The 15,497-nt window shown below is 69.7% G+C and carries 16 protein-coding genes and 2 pseudogenes; 5 read left to right on the top strand and 13 right to left on the bottom strand.

Annotated elements, in window-relative coordinates; genetic code table 11:
• Positions 1-18: 18 nt before the first annotated feature.
• Complete coding sequence (locus NM203_RS02695; RefSeq protein ID WP_255058297.1) at positions 19-675, bottom strand: pyridoxamine 5'-phosphate oxidase family protein; 657 nt, start codon at positions 673-675, stop codon at positions 19-21.
• 8 nt (positions 676-683) lie between these two features.
• The gene (locus NM203_RS02690) at positions 684-1,280 is read right to left on the bottom strand and encodes a cysteine hydrolase family protein (protein WP_255058057.1); all 597 of its coding nucleotides are present in this window, start codon (positions 1,278-1,280) and stop codon (positions 684-686) included.
• Between the two features lie 77 nt (positions 1,281-1,357).
• Between NM203_RS02690 and NM203_RS02685 the strand changes: the two genes are divergently transcribed.
• A complete protein-coding gene (locus NM203_RS02685) occupies positions 1,358-1,555 on the top strand; it encodes an SDR family oxidoreductase (RefSeq protein WP_255058056.1) in 198 nt (65 codons plus the stop codon).
• Positions 1,556-1,603: 48 nt separating this feature from the next.
• The gene (locus tag NM203_RS02680) at positions 1,604-2,074 is read left to right on the top strand and encodes a hypothetical protein (RefSeq protein WP_255058055.1); all 471 of its coding nucleotides are present in this window, start codon (positions 1,604-1,606) and stop codon (positions 2,072-2,074) included.
• Here the strand turns inward: NM203_RS02680 and NM203_RS02675 are convergent.
• Genes NM203_RS02675 through cysD form a run of 3 tightly spaced genes read right to left on the bottom strand, consistent with a single transcriptional unit; the run spans position 2,061 to position 5,565 of the window.
• Entirely contained in the window at positions 2,061-2,792 is a 732-nt protein-coding gene (locus tag NM203_RS02675; RefSeq protein WP_255058054.1) for a 3'(2'),5'-bisphosphate nucleotidase CysQ, read from the bottom strand. The two genes, NM203_RS02680 and NM203_RS02675, sit on opposite strands and share 14 nt — an antisense overlap.
• Positions 2,789-4,639, bottom strand: a complete 1,851-nt coding sequence (cysN, locus tag NM203_RS02670; RefSeq protein WP_255058053.1) for a sulfate adenylyltransferase subunit CysN — start codon at positions 4,637-4,639, stop codon at positions 2,789-2,791. Before cysN ends, NM203_RS02675 begins: the two co-directional genes overlap by 4 nt.
• Positions 4,639-5,565 (bottom strand): sulfate adenylyltransferase subunit CysD, encoded by a 927-nt coding sequence (cysD, locus tag NM203_RS02665; RefSeq protein ID WP_255058052.1) that lies wholly within the window; start codon positions 5,563-5,565, stop codon positions 4,639-4,641. Before cysD ends, cysN begins: the two co-directional genes overlap by 1 nt.
• 130 nt (positions 5,566-5,695) lie before the next feature.
• Between cysD and NM203_RS02660 the strand changes: the two genes are divergently transcribed.
• Both NM203_RS02660 and NM203_RS02655 read left to right on the top strand, forming a co-directional pair.
• Complete coding sequence (locus NM203_RS02660; RefSeq protein WP_255058051.1) at positions 5,696-6,253, top strand: TetR/AcrR family transcriptional regulator; 558 nt, start codon at positions 5,696-5,698, stop codon at positions 6,251-6,253.
• Between the two features lie 68 nt (positions 6,254-6,321).
• Positions 6,322-6,735, top strand: coding sequence for a PaaI family thioesterase (locus NM203_RS02655; RefSeq protein WP_255058050.1), 414 nt, complete (start codon positions 6,322-6,324; stop codon positions 6,733-6,735).
• Positions 6,736-6,747: 12 nt separating this feature from the next.
• Here the strand turns inward: NM203_RS02655 and NM203_RS33450 are convergent.
• From NM203_RS33450 to NM203_RS02625, 7 genes and pseudogenes are all read right to left on the bottom strand, one after another.
• Positions 6,748-6,921, bottom strand: a pseudogene (locus tag NM203_RS33450) (carbonic anhydrase); the annotation flags it as partial.
• A 5-nt stretch (positions 6,922-6,926) separates the two neighbouring features.
• Positions 6,927-7,070: pseudogene (locus tag NM203_RS33445) on the bottom strand (carbonic anhydrase); the annotation flags it as partial.
• 61 nt (positions 7,071-7,131) lie between these two features.
• The gene (locus tag NM203_RS02645) at positions 7,132-9,024 is read right to left on the bottom strand and encodes an ArnT family glycosyltransferase (RefSeq protein WP_255058049.1); all 1,893 of its coding nucleotides are present in this window, start codon (positions 9,022-9,024) and stop codon (positions 7,132-7,134) included.
• 19 nt (positions 9,025-9,043) lie between these two features.
• Complete coding sequence (locus tag NM203_RS02640) at positions 9,044-10,324, bottom strand: bifunctional glycosyltransferase family 2/GtrA family protein (protein ID WP_255058048.1); 1,281 nt, start codon at positions 10,322-10,324, stop codon at positions 9,044-9,046.
• A gap of 5 nt (positions 10,325-10,329) precedes the next feature.
• Positions 10,330-12,255: a glycosyltransferase family 39 protein gene (locus NM203_RS02635; RefSeq protein ID WP_255058047.1), complete on the bottom strand. Its 1,926-nt coding sequence runs from the start codon at positions 12,253-12,255 to the stop codon at positions 10,330-10,332.
• 23 nt (positions 12,256-12,278) lie between these two features.
• A complete protein-coding gene (locus NM203_RS02630) occupies positions 12,279-13,862 on the bottom strand; it encodes a sensor histidine kinase (RefSeq protein ID WP_255058046.1) in 1,584 nt (527 codons plus the stop codon).
• Positions 13,840-14,544: a response regulator transcription factor gene (locus NM203_RS02625; protein ID WP_255058296.1), complete on the bottom strand. Its 705-nt coding sequence runs from the start codon at positions 14,542-14,544 to the stop codon at positions 13,840-13,842. Before NM203_RS02625 ends, NM203_RS02630 begins: the two co-directional genes overlap by 23 nt.
• A gap of 171 nt (positions 14,545-14,715) precedes the next feature.
• Here NM203_RS02625 and NM203_RS02620 point away from each other — a divergent pair, with 171 nt between their 5' ends.
• Entirely contained in the window at positions 14,716-15,156 is a 441-nt protein-coding gene (locus NM203_RS02620; RefSeq protein WP_255058044.1) for a hypothetical protein, read from the top strand.
• A 42-nt stretch (positions 15,157-15,198) separates the two neighbouring features.
• On the opposite strand, the gene NM203_RS02615 is transcribed toward NM203_RS02620, so the two are convergent.
• Complete coding sequence (locus NM203_RS02615; RefSeq protein ID WP_255058043.1) at positions 15,199-15,459, bottom strand: hypothetical protein; 261 nt, start codon at positions 15,457-15,459, stop codon at positions 15,199-15,201.
• Positions 15,460-15,497 lie beyond the last annotated feature (38 nt).

Raw genomic sequence — 15,497 nt, 5'->3', positions numbered from 1 at the left:
ACAGTACGACAAAAAATCCTAGTCGGGACCGCGACCGGCAGCCAACGCGCGCACGGAGTCGGGTATCGCGATACCGGGCCTGAGATCCGGTGCGGATTGCGGTGTTTCGTAGGTCACCGTCATCGGCACGACGCCCGCCCACGCGTCACCGGCGACGTCCTCGTCCGGATCCTCCGGCCAGCCCGCGCTGATCTTGAGCGACCAGTTGTCCGCGCCGATCGCCATGCGCAACGTCAGCGTCGCGGCGAGTTCCTTGCGTGTGCTCGCGCGGAGTTCGCCGACCCGGCCGGGGATGAACTTGTCGGTCACCGCGTTGAGATAGCCGACCTTCTCCTCGGCGGGCACCGTCTCGAACACCCCGAACACGACCGCACTTCGGTACCGGAACGACGACTCGAACGCGCTGCGGGCCACCACCACTCCGTCGAGTGCGGTCACCGACACCGCGGCGTCGGCACCTTCGGCCAGGGCGCGCATCCACGGTGACCCGGTGGAGCCGTGGATCACCAATTCGCTTCCGATGCGGGCGAATCCCGTCGGGAAGACGACCGGGTGCCCGTCCCGGACCAACGCGACCGTCGCCAGCGGCGTGGCGTCCAGCAGGGCATCGAGGTTGCTACGCGACGTCGACTGCTTCTCGTCGAGCCGACTCACCTTCGTCGACGGCTGCGGCACCACGGGCGCTACTCCGGTACTGCGGCGGCGTCGGGGACGACGATGGCGAACAGGTCCGCGATCGCGGCCAGGCTGGCCGCGTGCAGGTCCTGCGCGGACACCGGGACGCCGCCGACCCCGGCCAACGACCGCGTCGCGGCGGCCGCGGCGACAACCGTCGGAGCGTAACCCAGGTTGAAAGCGCCTCGCGCCGTGGAGTTGACGCACATGTGCGTCATGAACCCGGCCAGCACGAGATTCGTCGCTCCGATCGCCTTCAGCTTCTCGTCGAGGTCGGTCTGCACGAACGAGTTCGGGTACTGCTTGATCACGACGGGCTCACCGTCGCGCGGCGCCACCTGCGCGACGATCGCCCCGGTCTCGCCGTCGATGTCGTACAGCGACCCCGGTCCGTCGGAGTGCTGGATGTGGATGACCGGAGCGCCCGCGGTGCGCGCCCGGTCGAGCAGGACGGCGGCTTCGTCCAGCGCCGCCTGTACGCCCTCGAGTTCCATCGTGCCGTGGGTGTAGGTGTTCTGGCAGTCGATCAGCACCAGCGTCGAGTCGGCGAGGGGCTGGGGTACGGTCGGCAGTCCGGCCAGGTCACGCAACGTCGGTCTCGTCATGGTTGAAGGGTAGTCCGATGAGATCGGTCCGACGACGGAGTCCGAACGGGGAGAGTCCGACCCTGGGGTACGAGCGAATGGGTTTGTTGGACGACAGGGTGCTCTGCGAGACCGTGCGCAGCGTCGAGAACGCGGAAGAGGTGTTCGCACAGGGCCGGTACCAGCCGGGCCTGCTCGATCCACAGGACGTCGCGAACGCCGTGCTGTACCTGGTGTCCGATCAGGTGCGGTGCCGCTCCGGCGAGTCGATCACGCTCGCCAACGGCATGGACTAGGCCGAATTCGTGTCCGGCTGTATGCCCGACTGACCTTAGGCTCAGACCGTGCAGAAGCGCGGGATCGTCGTTGCGGCGTTGTGTGCGGGTGTTCTGGTCGGCTGCGCAGATGCCGACGATCAACTGAGCCCTGACTGCCGGCGAGCCGAGAGCGCGCTGCAACCGTGGGGCGACACCATGCCCGCTGTCATGTCGACGCTTCCGCCCGATGTCGACCCCCGCGAGCCGGGGGAACAGGAACCCGACTACGCGTCGGCCGCTGCGCGGGAGGCCAAGGCCGCCGACGACATCCGCGCGAGAGCAGCGCAGGTGCCGTCCGCTGAGCTCCGGGCGAGGCTGAACGACGTCGCCGACGCCTTCGACCTGCTCAGCCGGGGTCGCGTGAGTCCTGCCCATCCAACGACTCCCAGCAGGGAGTACTTCACGGCGACGACGCGCATGAACGAGGCGCTCCACGAGATCGTGACAGCGTGCCCCGGAATCGGCGACGAGAACGTGCCGCTGGCTAGGCGGTCGTGACGGCCAGTACCGCGTCGGCGAGTTCGGGTCGGCACACGATCAGATCGGGCAGCAGCACGTCGTCCTGGTTGTAGATCAGCGGCGAGCCGTCAATCCGAGAGGTGTACAGCCCGGCGGCGCGGGCCACCGCGATGGGTGCCGCGGAATCCCACTCGTACTGACCGCCGGAGTGCACGTACACGTCGGTGACGCCCTGCACGACCGACGCGACTTTGGCTCCCGCGGAACCCATTTCGACCAGGGTTCCGCCCAGCGCGTCACGGACCGCCAGCGCGACGGCGGGCGGGCGGGTGCGCGACACGACGATCCGCGGCGGGACCGGCGAGGCCGCGGGGGCGGGAACGTCTGGGGTCGCCAGCGTGACGCCCTGCGCGGGTAGCGCCACGGCGCCGGCGACGAGTTCGCCGCGTTCCCAGAGGGCGACGTGCACGGCCCAGTCCTCGCGTCCGAGCTCGGAGAACTCGCGGGTACCGTCCAGCGGGTCGATGATCCACACCCGGTCCGAGGTCAGGCGCACCTTGTCGTCGGCACCCTCTTCCGAGAGCACCGCGTCACCGGGGCGTTCCTTGGCCAGCGCCGCCATCAGGAAATCGTGGGACCGCTTGTCCCCCGCCGCTTTGCGTTCCTTCGACTCGGCGTCGGCGAACTCCACCCGCACCTTCAGCAGCAGTTCGCCCGCTTCGGTGGCCAGCCGCGCGGCGACGTCGTGGTCCGTCACGGCTGCACCTTCAGCAGGGCGACGACCTGCTCGGCCAACTCGTCGGGCGACGGGCCGGGCACCAGTCGCAGATCCGGGTTCTTCGGCCGCTGATACGGGCTGTCGATCCCCGTGAAGTGAGTGATCTCACCGGTCCGCGCCTTCTTGTACAGCCCCTTCGGGTCGCGCGCCTCGCAGTCCTCGATCGGGGTGTCCATGAACACCTCGTAGAAGTCGAAGCCCTGGTCCGAGTGCACCTTTCGGGCCAGGTCGCGATGCTCCTCGAGCGGACTGATCGCGGGCACCAGCACGGTGAGCCCGGAATCGGCCATCAGCGTGGCGATGTGAGCGAGCCGTCGCAGGTTCTCGGCGCGGTCGGCCATCGAGAAGCCGAGATCGGCGTTGAGCCCGTGGCGCAGGTTGTCGCCGTCGAGAACGTATGCGGGGCAACCCCTCTCGAGCAGCTTCTGCTCCACCAGCACCGCCACCGACGACTTGCCCGATCCGGACAGCCCGGTGAACCAGATGGTGCGCCCCTTCGACAATCGGTCGTCGGCGCACACCAACGACTGATGCCGGACGGTGTTCGGCGTCGCGGCACGGCTCTCCACGGGCGTCGTGTCCCGGACCATGCCCGCGGCGACCGTGCCGTTGGTGTCGGGGTCGATCAGGATGAACGACCCCGTGGCCGAGTTGCGCGAGTACTCGTCGAGCAGCAGCGGCACCTGGGTGCGCAGCGTGACCCGGCCGAGTTCGTTGAGCTTCAACGCCGTTGCACTCTTGTCCCGGTGCAGCGTGTTGACGTCGAGGCGGTAGCCGAGTCCGGTCACCCTGGCCCGGGTGGTGCGGGTGGTGTGCTTGATGACGTACTCGCGGCCGGGCTCGAGCGCTGTCGCGTCGGCCATCCAGCACACCATGGCGTCGAATTCCTGCGTCGCATGCGGCTGGTTCTTCTGGCGGGCGATGAGGTCGCCACGCGAGATGTCGATGTCGTCGGCGAGGCTGATCGACACCGCCATCGGCGGAAACGCCTCGGCGACAGGGCCACTCGGCCCTTCGATATCGGTGATCCGGCTGGTCTTGCCCGCAGGCAGCACCACCACCTCGTCGCCGGGGCGCATCACGCCGCTGGCGATGGTGCCCGCGTAGCTGCGGTGGTCGGCGTGCTCGTGGGTCTGCGGCCGGATGACGTACTGCACTGGGAAGCGGACGTCGACGAGGTTGCGGTCACCCGCGATGTAGACGTCTTCGAGATGGCTCAGCAGCGCGGGTCCGTCGTACCACGGCGTGACGTCGGACTTCGTAACGACGTTGTCGCCGTTGAGCGCCGACAGCGGGATGGTCGTGACGTCGTGGATGTCCAGACGCGCGGCGAACTCGTGGAACTCGTCGCGGATCGACTCGAACCGCTGCTGATCCCAGTCGACCAGGTCCATCTTGTTGACGGCGAGCACGATGTGCCGGATGCCCAGCAGCGACGCCAGGAACGCGTGCCTGCGCGACTGCTCGAGCAACCCGTGCCGGGCGTCGACGAGCACGATCGCGAGTTGCGCGGTCGAGGTGCCGGTGACCATGTTCCGGGTGTACTGGATGTGCCCGGGGGTGTCGGCGATGATGAACTTGCGTTTGGATGTCGCGAAGTAGCGGTAGGCGACGTCGATCGTGATGCCCTGCTCACGCTCGGCACGCAGGCCGTCGGTCACCAGAGCCAGGTCGGTGTAATCGTTTCCGCGTTCCTTGGAGGTCCGCTCGACGGCGGCCAGCTGGTCCTCCATGACGGCCTTGCTGTCGTACAGCAGCCGGCCGATCAGCGTCGACTTACCGTCGTCCACCGAGCCCGCGGTGGCGATCCTCAACAGTGTCGCCATCAGAAGTAGCCTTCCCGCTTACGATCTTCCATTCCCGCTTCGGAGATCCGGTCGTCGGCGCGGGTAGCGCCACGCTCGGTGAGCCGCGAAATCGCGGTCTCTGCAATGACTTCTGACACCGTCGCCGCCTCGGACTCGACGCAGCCGGTGCAGGTGACGTCACCGACGGTGCGGAACCGCACGGTCTTCTCGACGACCTTCTCGTCCTTGCGCGGCTGCAGGAACTTGTGCAGCGCCAGCAGCATGCCGTCGCGCTCGAACACCTGCCGCTGGTGTGCGTAGTAGATCGAGGGCAGCTTGATCTTCTCGGCGCCGATGTAGGACCAGATGTCGAACTCGGTCCAGTTGGACAGTGGGAAGACGCGGATGTGCTCGCCCTTGCGGTGCCTGCCGTTGTACAGGTTCCACAGTTCGGGCCGTTGGCTCTTCGGATCCCACTGGCCGAACTCGTCGCGGAAGCTGAACACCCGCTCCTTGGCGCGCGCCTTCTCCTCGTCGCGCCGGGCGCCGCCGAATGCCGCGTCGAACTTGTTCTCGCGGATGGCGCGCAGCAGCGTGAACGTCTGCATCGGGTTGCGCGACGGGATGGTCTCGACGACGCGTCCCGCGTCGATGTCGTCCTGCACCTTGGCGACCACGAGACGCACGCCGCTCTCGGCGACGAGTTCGTCGCGCGCCTGCAGCACCTCGTCGAAGTTGTGCCCGGTGTCGACGTGCATCACCGGGAACGGCAGCCGACCGGGCCGGAACGCCTTGATCGCCAGGTGCAGCATGACGATCGAGTCCTTGCCGCCCGAGAACAGCAGCACGGGCTTCTCGAACTCCGCGGCGACCTCGCGGATGATGTGGATGGCCTCGGCCTCCAGCGACCTGAGATGGCTGAGCTCGTACTTCCCCGCCTGATCGATGTCCTCGGTGACCGTCACGACTTCCTCTTTAAGTTGGTAGAGTTAGCCAGAATTGCAATCATGCCCAGGAATGTACGTGCCGCCGCGGGGATGTGTCAACGATTCCGCGCTTGATTCCGTTATCGTGTGCAACGTAATGAGTGCACCGATGTCAGCGCCCGGGCGGCCGCGCGATCCCGAGAAGGACGTCGCCGTGCTCGAGGCCACGCGCGACCTGCTGGTCGAGGAGGGATATCAGGGCACGACCGTCGTCGCGATCGCCAGGCGCGCCAATGTCGGCGCCCCGACGATCTACCGCCGCTGGGCCAGTAAGGAGGCGCTCGTCGAGGACGCGGCGTTCGCCCATCCCCACCCGGCACCGCTACCCGCGGCCACCGGTGACCTGCGCGCCGATCTGCACGCCTGGGTGGCGACGTTCCTCGAGTGGCTCGCCAACCCGGTGACCCGCGCGGCCCTCCCCGGCCTGCTCGCGGCCTACCACCGCGACGAGGAGTTGTACGAGCGCCTGGTGGTGCGGTCGGAATCCGACGTCCGACGCCTGATGACCGACCTGCTCGGCGAGTTCGGTCACCGCGCCGACGACGTGTTCGACCTGCTCGTCGCCGCCACCTTCACGCGGGCGATGACGCGGGGCCTGACCGATGCCGAGGGGTTCTGCGCACGCACCGCGGCGACGCTGGTGACGGTCGCGAAGGCCACCGATTAGGACGTAACCACCACCATTACCTGACACGTCATTGAGCGGCGGCGCGCCACCTCGCACACTCGTTGATCATGAGCACTCCGATCGGCGCCGAGGTCATGGCGCAGTTCCTGCCGCAGTCCCCCTTCGTGACCAAACTCGGCATCGTGGCCGACTCGCTGGACGGCGACGAGGTGCGGCTGCGCATGCCGTGGGATCCGACCAACGTCACACTCGGCGACATGGTGCACGGCGGCGCGATCGCGGCGCTCGCCGACGTCACCGTGATGGCGGCCGCGTGGGCGGGCGTCCGGGAGGCGCACTCGCTGCGCGGCGTCACGGTGTCGATGTCCATCCAGTTTCTCGCACCCGCCCGCGCCACCGAGTTGATCGGTGTGGGCCGCGTGCTGCGGCAGGGCAAGTCGCTCGTCACCTGCGACGTCGACGTCGTCACCCCGGACGGCGACCTCGTCGCCAAGGCGATCGCGACCTACAAAGTCGGCTGACCCCATGCGGCCCTAGAGGGTGACCTCGTTCAGCTTGCCGGTGGCGACGTCGAACACGAATCCCCGCGCCGAGGTGTGCTTGGTGACGAACGGGCTCGCCTCGATGCGGCGCAGCGACTGCCGGACGTCCTCGTCGACGTCGGCGAACGCCTCAGCGGCCCACTCCGGCTTGAGTCCGGTCTCGTCCCCGGCTGGCTGATGGCCAGCGACCGGATCTCGTCGTCGGTGATCACCCCGCCCGCGTTGCGGATGACATGCGCCTCACCGTCGTTCAGCCCCAACACCCGATAGACGTCGATACGGGCGTCCATGCACGCCACGACCGCGACGCCCTTCTACTCTCCGCGATTCGTGCACCCGCGGGAGCGGTGAGCGCTCCTGCGGGTGCACAAATCGCTAGGGGGTGAGGGGTTGGGAGAGGTCGTAGACGGTCGAGCCGCCCACCTCGAGCTTGGCGAAGTTCTGCTCGACCCAGGCGGTGATGTCCGCCGCCGAGCCGGAGTCGTGGCCGGGGGGCCCGCCCGGTCCGCGCCGGTCGTTGGGCAGGAAGTACCGCACCTGCCCGTCGGCGACGTACTGCTGGAACTGCTCGAGGGTCGGTGACGGGTCACCGCCCGTGAAGCCGCCGATGGCCATGAGCGACTTTCCGGTCTTCAGCTCGAGATCGCTGACCTGCATCGAGCCGATACCGGCGGCCGCCCAGCGGGCGTCGGATCCCTCGACCAGCGCCTCGACCGCCGTGTTGTCGCGATCCCCGAACGGTCCGCCGGGGCCACCCGGTCCCCCGTGGCCGCCGAACATGTCGACCTTCACCGGGCCGGACATGGTGCCGGGGCCGCTGTGCGTCTGCGTGGCGTTGTACACCGCGAACGCCGTGCTGCCCGCGAGGCCGACGAGCACCGCCGCCGCGGCCACCGCAGCGGTGGCGCGGCCCAACCGCTGCAGGCCGAACACCAGCACCACCGCCAGGACGACGGCGCCGACGACGATGACCCAGCGCAGCGCGGGCAGCCAGTCCGGAGCGCGACGCAACAGAGCGAACGCCCACGCGCCGGTCACGGCGAGCGTCAGCGCGAGTACCGACCGCCACACGCGGGACCCCCTGCGGCGCCACAACTCCGCGGTCGCGATGCCGACCATCGCGGCGATCGCCGGCGCGAGAGCCACCGTGTAGTACGGGTGCACCGTGCCGTCCATGAAGCTGAACACGGCAGCGGTGATCAACAGCCATCCACCCCACAGCACCAGGCTCGCGCGCAGGCGATCGGTCCTGGCCGTCCGCCACGTCAGCCACCCGACGGCGACGATGCCGATGAGTGCAGCGGGCAGCAGCCACGACGCCTCGGCGCCGAACGACGCGCCGAACATCCGGGTGATGCCGGGGTCCCCGCCGAAGAACACGTTGCCTCCCGGCGGACCACCGCCTCCGCCCGGTCCGCCACCCGGCCCGCCGCCCTCACCGCCGGTGATGCGCTCGAGGCCGTTGTAGCCCAACGCCAGTTGCAGCAGGGAGTTGTCGGTCGAACCCGCGATGTAGGGCCGCGAATCGGTGGGCCAGAGGCTGACCAGCGCGATGTACCAGCCCGCCGACGCCACCACGGCGATACCGGCTACGGCCAACGCGCCCAACCTCTTCCACAGTCCCGTCGGTGCGGCGATCAGGAACGCCAGGGCCAGGGCGGGCACCGGCAGGAACGCCTGCAGCATCTTGGTGAGGAACGCGAAGCCGATGGCGCAGCCCGTCAGCGCCATCCAGCGCGTGCTGCCGTTCTCGATCGCACGCACGGTGCAGTAGGCCGCGACGACGAGCAGCAACACCAGCAGCGCATCGGGGTTGTTGTAGCGGAACATCAACGCGGACACCGGCGTCAGCGCGAGCACGGCGCCCGCGATGAGACCGGCACCAGGGCCGCTGACCCGCTTCACCGCGAGGTAGAGCAGCGCGACCGCGGCCACCCCCATCAGCGCCTGCGGCAACAGCATGGTGAACGCGTTGAAGCCGAACACCCTGCCGGACAACCCCATCACCCACATCGCCGCGGGTGGCTTGTCGACGGTGATCGCGTTCCCCGCGTCGAGCGAGCCGAACAGCCAGGCCTTCCAGTCCTGCGTGCCCGCCTGCGCCGCTGCGGCGTAGTAGCTGTTGGCCCAGCCCGACGAACCGAGCCCCCACAGGTACAGCACGGCGGTGCCCACCAGGAGGGCCAGCACACCGGGGCGGGCCCAGCGCGGGTCGACGGGTTTCTCGGGTGCCGCGGGCTCGGGCGCGGCGTCGATCGTGAGTGTCATCGGTGTTCCTCGGTTTCGGTCAGCGGGTCCGGCGGGGGTGAAACACCCAGCCGCGCAGGAGGACGAAGCGCACGGCGGTGGCCACCAGGTTGGCCAGCACCAGCACGGTGAGTTCGATCATTCGGTGCGGTTGGTCTACGACGGCGTGCAGTCCGGCCAGCGCGCCGCTGGTGATCGCGAGCGCGATGCCGAACACGATGAGCCCCTCGACGTGGTGGCGCGCGGCTCTGGAGCGGCCGCCGACGCCGAACGTGAAGCGGCGGTTCGCAGCGGTGTTGCCGACCGCCGTCACCAGCAGGGCCACCAGGTTGGCCACCTGGGCACCCATCGACGGGTGCAGCAGCACGAACAGCAGCAGGTACGCCAGTGTCGAGGCCACCCCGACCGCGCCGAATCGCACGACCTGCCGGAACAGCGACCCCGGTGCCGCCGCGGTCCGGCCCGAACTCAGCTGGGCGGCAATGGCGTTGACGGGGATCGAGCCTTTGGCGAAGCCACTCAGCAGGCGTCCGACACCGCGCAGATCGGCTGCCGCGGTGGCGATGATGTCGACGCGACTGTCCGGATCGTCGACCCAGTCGACCGGCACCTCGTGGATGCGCAGCCCGCTGCGCTCGGCGAGCACCAGCAGTTCGGTGTCGAAGAACCAGCCGGTGTCCGCCACGTGCGGGAGAAGTCGTTCGGCGACGTCGGCACGGATCGCCTTGAACCCGCACTGCGCGTCGGAGAAGCGGGCCGACAGCGTCGACCGCAGGATCAGGTTGTAGCAGCGGGAGATGAACTCGCGCTTGGCGCCTCGCACGACGCGAGCGCCGCGGCCGAGCCGCGTTCCGATCGCGAGGTCGGAGTGCCCGGAGATCAGCGGCGCCACCAGGGGCGCCAGGGCCGCCAGGTCGGTCGACAGGTCGACGTCCATGTAGGCCAGCACCTGCGCGTCGGACTCGGCCCACACCCGGTGCAGCGCCCGGCCCCGGCCCTTCTCCTCGAGCCGGACCACGCGTACTTCAACACCCCCGTCGCTTCGCTCGCCCCGGAAGTCACTCAGTTCGGTCGCGAGTTCGGCTGCGATGCGCGGCGTCTCGTCGACGCTGGCGTTGTCGGCGATCGTGATCCGCACCGGATACGGGAAGCTGTCGGTCAGGTGTCGATGCAGCCGGTGGATCGAGTCGGCTAGCGCCGCCTCCTCGTTGTAGACGGGGACGACGACGTCGAGCACCGGCACCGACAACCGCCGCGCGACGAGCGCGGCGTTGGGGCGGGACTCGAAGCGCAGGCTGGGGGCGAGAACCGTTTCGGTCATGACACCTATCGTCGAGCGGCGGGGTGTGCCGGCAGTTGGTGCACGCTATGCGCAGGCTGTGAATCCCGCGGCGCCGACGTGAGGTCGTACAGCACGACGCCGTCGACGCGGATCGGGGAGTACGCGCCCGCCACCCAGGTGGCGATGTCGGCGGCCTCGCGGCTGCCACTGCTGTGGCCACCGCCGAACATGCCCGTCATGGAACGGCCGCTGATGAAGTAGTGCACCTCGCCTTCGCCGACCAGCGTCTTGAACTCCGCCAGCGTCGGCGCGGGGTCGGTGCCGTTGAAGCCGCCGACCGCCATCACCGGCTCGCCACTGGCCAGCTGGTACCCGGCGGCGTTGTTGGAGCCGACAACCGCTGCGGTCCACCGGTACTGCCCCGCGTCGGCGAGCAGCGCGGTGAGCGCGGGGCCGGGTTGCGGGGACTCGAGCAGTCCGCCGGGTCCGCCGAATGCGCCGAACCCACCGTGCCGCCCGGCCGGGCCGACCGACGGGATCGCGCCGCTATGCGGGGCCGCCGCGGTGGCCACCGTGAACGCCGCGGGTCCGGCGAGGCACGCGACGATCGCGAGCGCGCCGACTCCCCACGCCACCCGGCGCGGCAGTCTGCCGACGACCAGCAGCAGGACCGCCGCCGCCACCGCGAGGACGGCTACCGCGGCGCGCAGCCAGGGGTGCCAGTCCTCGTGCCTCGCCAGCAGCACCGCCGCGAGTACGCCGGTGACGAGCACCGTGGTCGCCATCGCCGTCGCCGCGCGGACGTCGCGGCGGTGCCGCCACAGCAGCACCGAGCCGATCCCGACGCACGCACCGATCGCCGGGGCCAGCGCAACGGTGTAGTACGGGTGCACGATGCCGTTGGCGAAGCTGAACACCACCGCCGTCACGACCAGCCAACCGCCCCACAGCACCAGCGCGGCGCGGGTCGGGTCGGTGCGACCCGCCCTCCTCGTGATGACGAGCCCGGCCACCAGGCACACCAGTGCGGCGGGGAGCAGCCAGGCGATGTCGGCGCCCATCCCCCGGTCGAACAGCCGGCCCCAGCCGACGTCGAAGTTCAGGTTGCCGAGGCCGCCCGTCTCGTTTCCGGTGAGGCGTCCGATCCCGTTGTAGCCCAGCGCGAGTTCGAGGATGCTGTTGTGCTGCGACCCGCCGATGTACGGTCGCGACGACGCGGGCCAGAGTTCGACGAGGGCCAGGTACCAGCCAGCGGATACGACGAGGGCCGCCAAAGCCGTTGTCAGACCGACTAATCGGCTGCGCAGCGGTGCCCACGCCGACCACAGGTAGGCGGCGGCGAACGCGGGCAGCACCAGGAACGCCTGCAGCATCTTCGCGAGGAAGCCGAACCCCACGGCGGCGCCGGCACCCACCAGCCACCATCGGCTGGCGTCCTCCTCGCAGGCGCGCTGCACGCAGTAGGCGCCCACGACGAGCATCAGCACCAGCAGCGCGTCGGGGTTGTTGAAGCGGAAGATCAACGCCGCCACGGGGGTCAGCGCCAGCACGCAGCCCGCGATGAGCGCAGCGCTCGGTCCGGCCGCCCGGCGCACCGCCGCGTACAGCACCGCGACCGCCGCGACACCCATGAGCGCCTGCGGCACCAGCACGCTCCACGAATTCAGCCCGAAGAGCCGCACCGAGAGGTCGACGATCCAGAGCGCACCGGGCGTCTTGTCGACCGTGATGGCGTTCCCGGCGTCGCTGGAGCCGAACAGCATCGCCGTCCAACTGTCGGCGCCCGCCTGCGCGGCAGCGGAGTAGAAGGCGTTGGCCCAGCCGCTCGCCGAGAGGTTCCACAGGTACATCGCCGCGGTCACCGCGAGAAGCACCCCGAGGCGCACCCGCTCCCACCATCCGAAGGACGGGATATCGGACACGGGGTCGACGATGTCGGCGGTGTTCGCGCGCGACAGTACGGCAGTCATCGGTTCGATGATGGCCTGCGACGCTAGGCGCCGGTATTGACCGCGCTGTGCGTCAACTGTGAGCCGACCGGGAGTGTCACGACGAATTCGGTGCTGCCGGGCGCACTTCGGACGTCGATCGTGCCGCGGTGCGCTCGCACCACGGCGGCCACGATCGCCAGCCCGAGGCCGGTGCTGCCGCCGCGGCGGGATCGCGACGAGTCGCCGCGGGCGAACCGCTCGAAGATCTCGGGCCGCAGGGTCGCGGGGATACCGGGGCCGTCGTCGGCGACCGTCAGCACCGCAGTGCCGTCACGCCGGCTCAGCGACGTGACCACCGTGGTGCCCGCCGGGGTGTGCAGGTGCGCGTTGGCGAGCAGGTTGGCCAGCACCTGGTGCAGCCGTGCCTCGTCACCGGTGATCACGACCGGTTCCTCGGGTAGCTCGACAGTCCACTCGTGGTCGGCGCCTGCGACGTGGGCGTCGCTGACCGCATCGACGACGAGGCGGGACAGATCCACCGATTCGCTCGCCAGCGGCCTGCCCTCGTCGAGGCGCGCGAGCAGCAGCATGTCCTCGACCAGCTGTGTCATGCGTTCGGCCTCCGACTCGACGCGGCTCATCGCGTGCGCGACGTCGTCCGGCAGGTCGTTGCGCTTGCGCTGCACCAGTTCGGTGTAGCCGCGGATCGCCGCCAGCGGGGTGCGCAGTTCGTGGCTGGCGTCGGAGACGAATCTGCGCACCCTGGTCTCGCTGGCGTGGCGCGCCGACAGCGCGCCCGCGATGCGGTCGAGCATCCGGTTCAGCGCGGTGCCGAGTTGACCGACCTCGGTGTGCACCGCGTCGGGGTCCACCCGCACGATCGGCGTCGGCAGCCGGACCTCACCGCGGTCCAGCTCGAGGTCCGCGACCTCACGGGCCGCGGCGGCAACCCGTGACAGCGGGGCGAGTTGGCGCCGGATGAGCACGATGCCTGCGGTCGTGGCGGCGAGCACGGCGACCACGGACACCACGCAGAACATGCCGACGACCCAGAGCAGCGTGCGGTTGATGTCGGCCATGGGCAGGCCGGTGATGATCGTCTGGCCGCCGTGTCGCTGACGGAGCCCGATCACCCGGTAGGTGCCCAGCCCGTCGAGTTCGAGGGTGCGGGCGGTGGAGTCCGGCGGCACCGCACCCAGTTGGGCCTCGGCTGTCGCGGTCAGGGTCGACCGGCCGCCGTCCGCGGTGATGACGCCCGCGTCGACGCCGCGGCTCGTTACCACCGCGCCGACGGTCAGCGTGGCCTGGCCGGGGGCGTTCAGGAACGCGGGACCGGGTCCCGCCTCCGGGTCGAACCGCTCGCGGTAGCCGGGCATCGACGGGCCGTCCGCCCCCGGTCGCGGCCCGCGCATCTCGGGATCGGGCGGCGGGGGCATCTCGGATATCGCGGCCGAACGCCTGCCGGCGTCGACGAGCTGGACGTCGAGCTGCTGCATCAGAAACCGGTGCAGCGCAACCTCTGTCGCCACACCGATGACCGCGCACACCACCGCCAGCAGGGCGACCACCGTGACGAGCAGCCGCACCCGAAGCGTCCACGTCCGCGGCGACCACCGGCTGGCCTCAGCGTGCGGGCTTGAGCACATAACCGGCGCCCCGCAGCGTGTGGATCATGGGCTCGCGACCGGTGTCGATCTTCTTGCGCAGATACGAGACGTAGAGCTCGACGATGTTGGAGCGGCCTCCGAAGTCGTAGCTCCACACCCGGTCGAGGATCTGCGCCTTGCTCAGCACCCGCTTGGCGTTGCGCATCATGAATCGCAGGAGCTCGAACTCCGTCGCCGTCAACGTGATCGTGTCGCCGGCGCGGGTCACCTCGTGGCTGTCCTCGTCGAGCACCAGGTCTCCGACGACGAGCTGCGATCCACCGGTCTCGTCGGCGACACCGGTGCGGCGCAACAGGGCGCGCAGCCGCAGCACGACCTCCTCGATGCTGAACGGCTTGGTGACGTAGTCGTCGCCACCCGCCGTGAGGCCGGCGATGCGGTCCTCGACCGAGTCCTTGGCGGTCAGTAGCAGCAGCGGCAGGCCGGGGATCTGTTTGCGTAGTTCGGCGAGCACGTCGAGCCCGCTCATGTCGGGCAGCATGACGTCGAGGACGACGACATCCGGCGGCTGATCACGCGCGATCGCGATGGCCGAGGCGCCGTCGCCTGCGGTGGCGATGTCCCAGCCCTCGTAGCGCAGGGCCATCGACACCAACTCGGCCAACACCGGCTCGTCGTCCACGACCAGCACGTTGATCGGCTTCCCGTCGGCGCGCCGCATGACGACGCGCTGGTTGTCGGAGTCGTTCGCGGTGGCCATGACGACCCATTATTCGCCCCCGCGATGGGCGGATGGTGTGCCGTTCCTATGCGCGGGCTGTGAAAGCCACGCATATCGGCCATCTGGGCTGTTCACAGCGGACCCACATCCGGCGGCGGCACAGTGGCTCCCATGGACGGCCGAATGGACACCTGGGGCCTGCGCGGCACGCTGGCGGCGGTGGCAGTCGCCGCTGCCATCGCCGGAGCGGGCGGCGCCGCCGTGTACGCCGCCACGGGCGGGGGCCTCAGCGCGTCGGGCGGGCACGGCGGCCCGCCGCCGGGGTTCGCGCCCCCACCGGCCGTGCACGACACCGCTGCCGACGCGGTCCCCGCGGTGCACGCCGAATCAGTGGTGGCGGACGGACGCGGCGGATTCACGGTCGAACTGTCGCAGCGCGGCACCATCACGGCCATCGACACCGGATCGGTGACCGCCCGCAGCGCCGACGGTTTCGTTCAGGTCTATCGGATTCCGGCGACCGCGACCGCGCCACCGTTTCAGGTGGGCGACGAGGTGAGCATTCGGGCCACGCGCAACGGCGCTAACGCAACGATCGTGTCGCTGCGTTAGCGCCGTGAAAGCGGTTGGGGCGCTGAGCTGGTTCGCGTGCGCCTACATCGCGTCTTCCTGCTCGGGGGCCAGGGGCGCCGGGCCCTCGATCTCCGGAACCGCGATCGACGTGGTCGGCGTCGTGGGCGGCACGGTCTGGTCGGTGGTGGTCTCCCCGGTGGTGACCTCGGGCGGCGCGACCGGGCCGGGCGTCGGCGGCTCCTCCTCGGCCATCGCACTGAAGGATGCTCCGATGGCCCCCATCGCCAGCAGTCCAGCGGTACCAGCAGTGGCCGCCACCAGTTTCAGGTTCTTGCCTTTCACGGTGAATCACTCCAATTCGGTTGACTACACAACGTCTC

It is taken from the genome of Mycolicibacterium arenosum (assembly GCF_024320865.1).
GTDB classification, from domain to species: Bacteria; Actinomycetota; Actinomycetes; order Mycobacteriales; family Mycobacteriaceae; genus Mycobacterium; species Mycobacterium arenosum.
The sequence above is the reverse complement of the archived record's forward strand: the minus strand, read 5'-3'. Positions and strand labels throughout refer to the sequence as shown.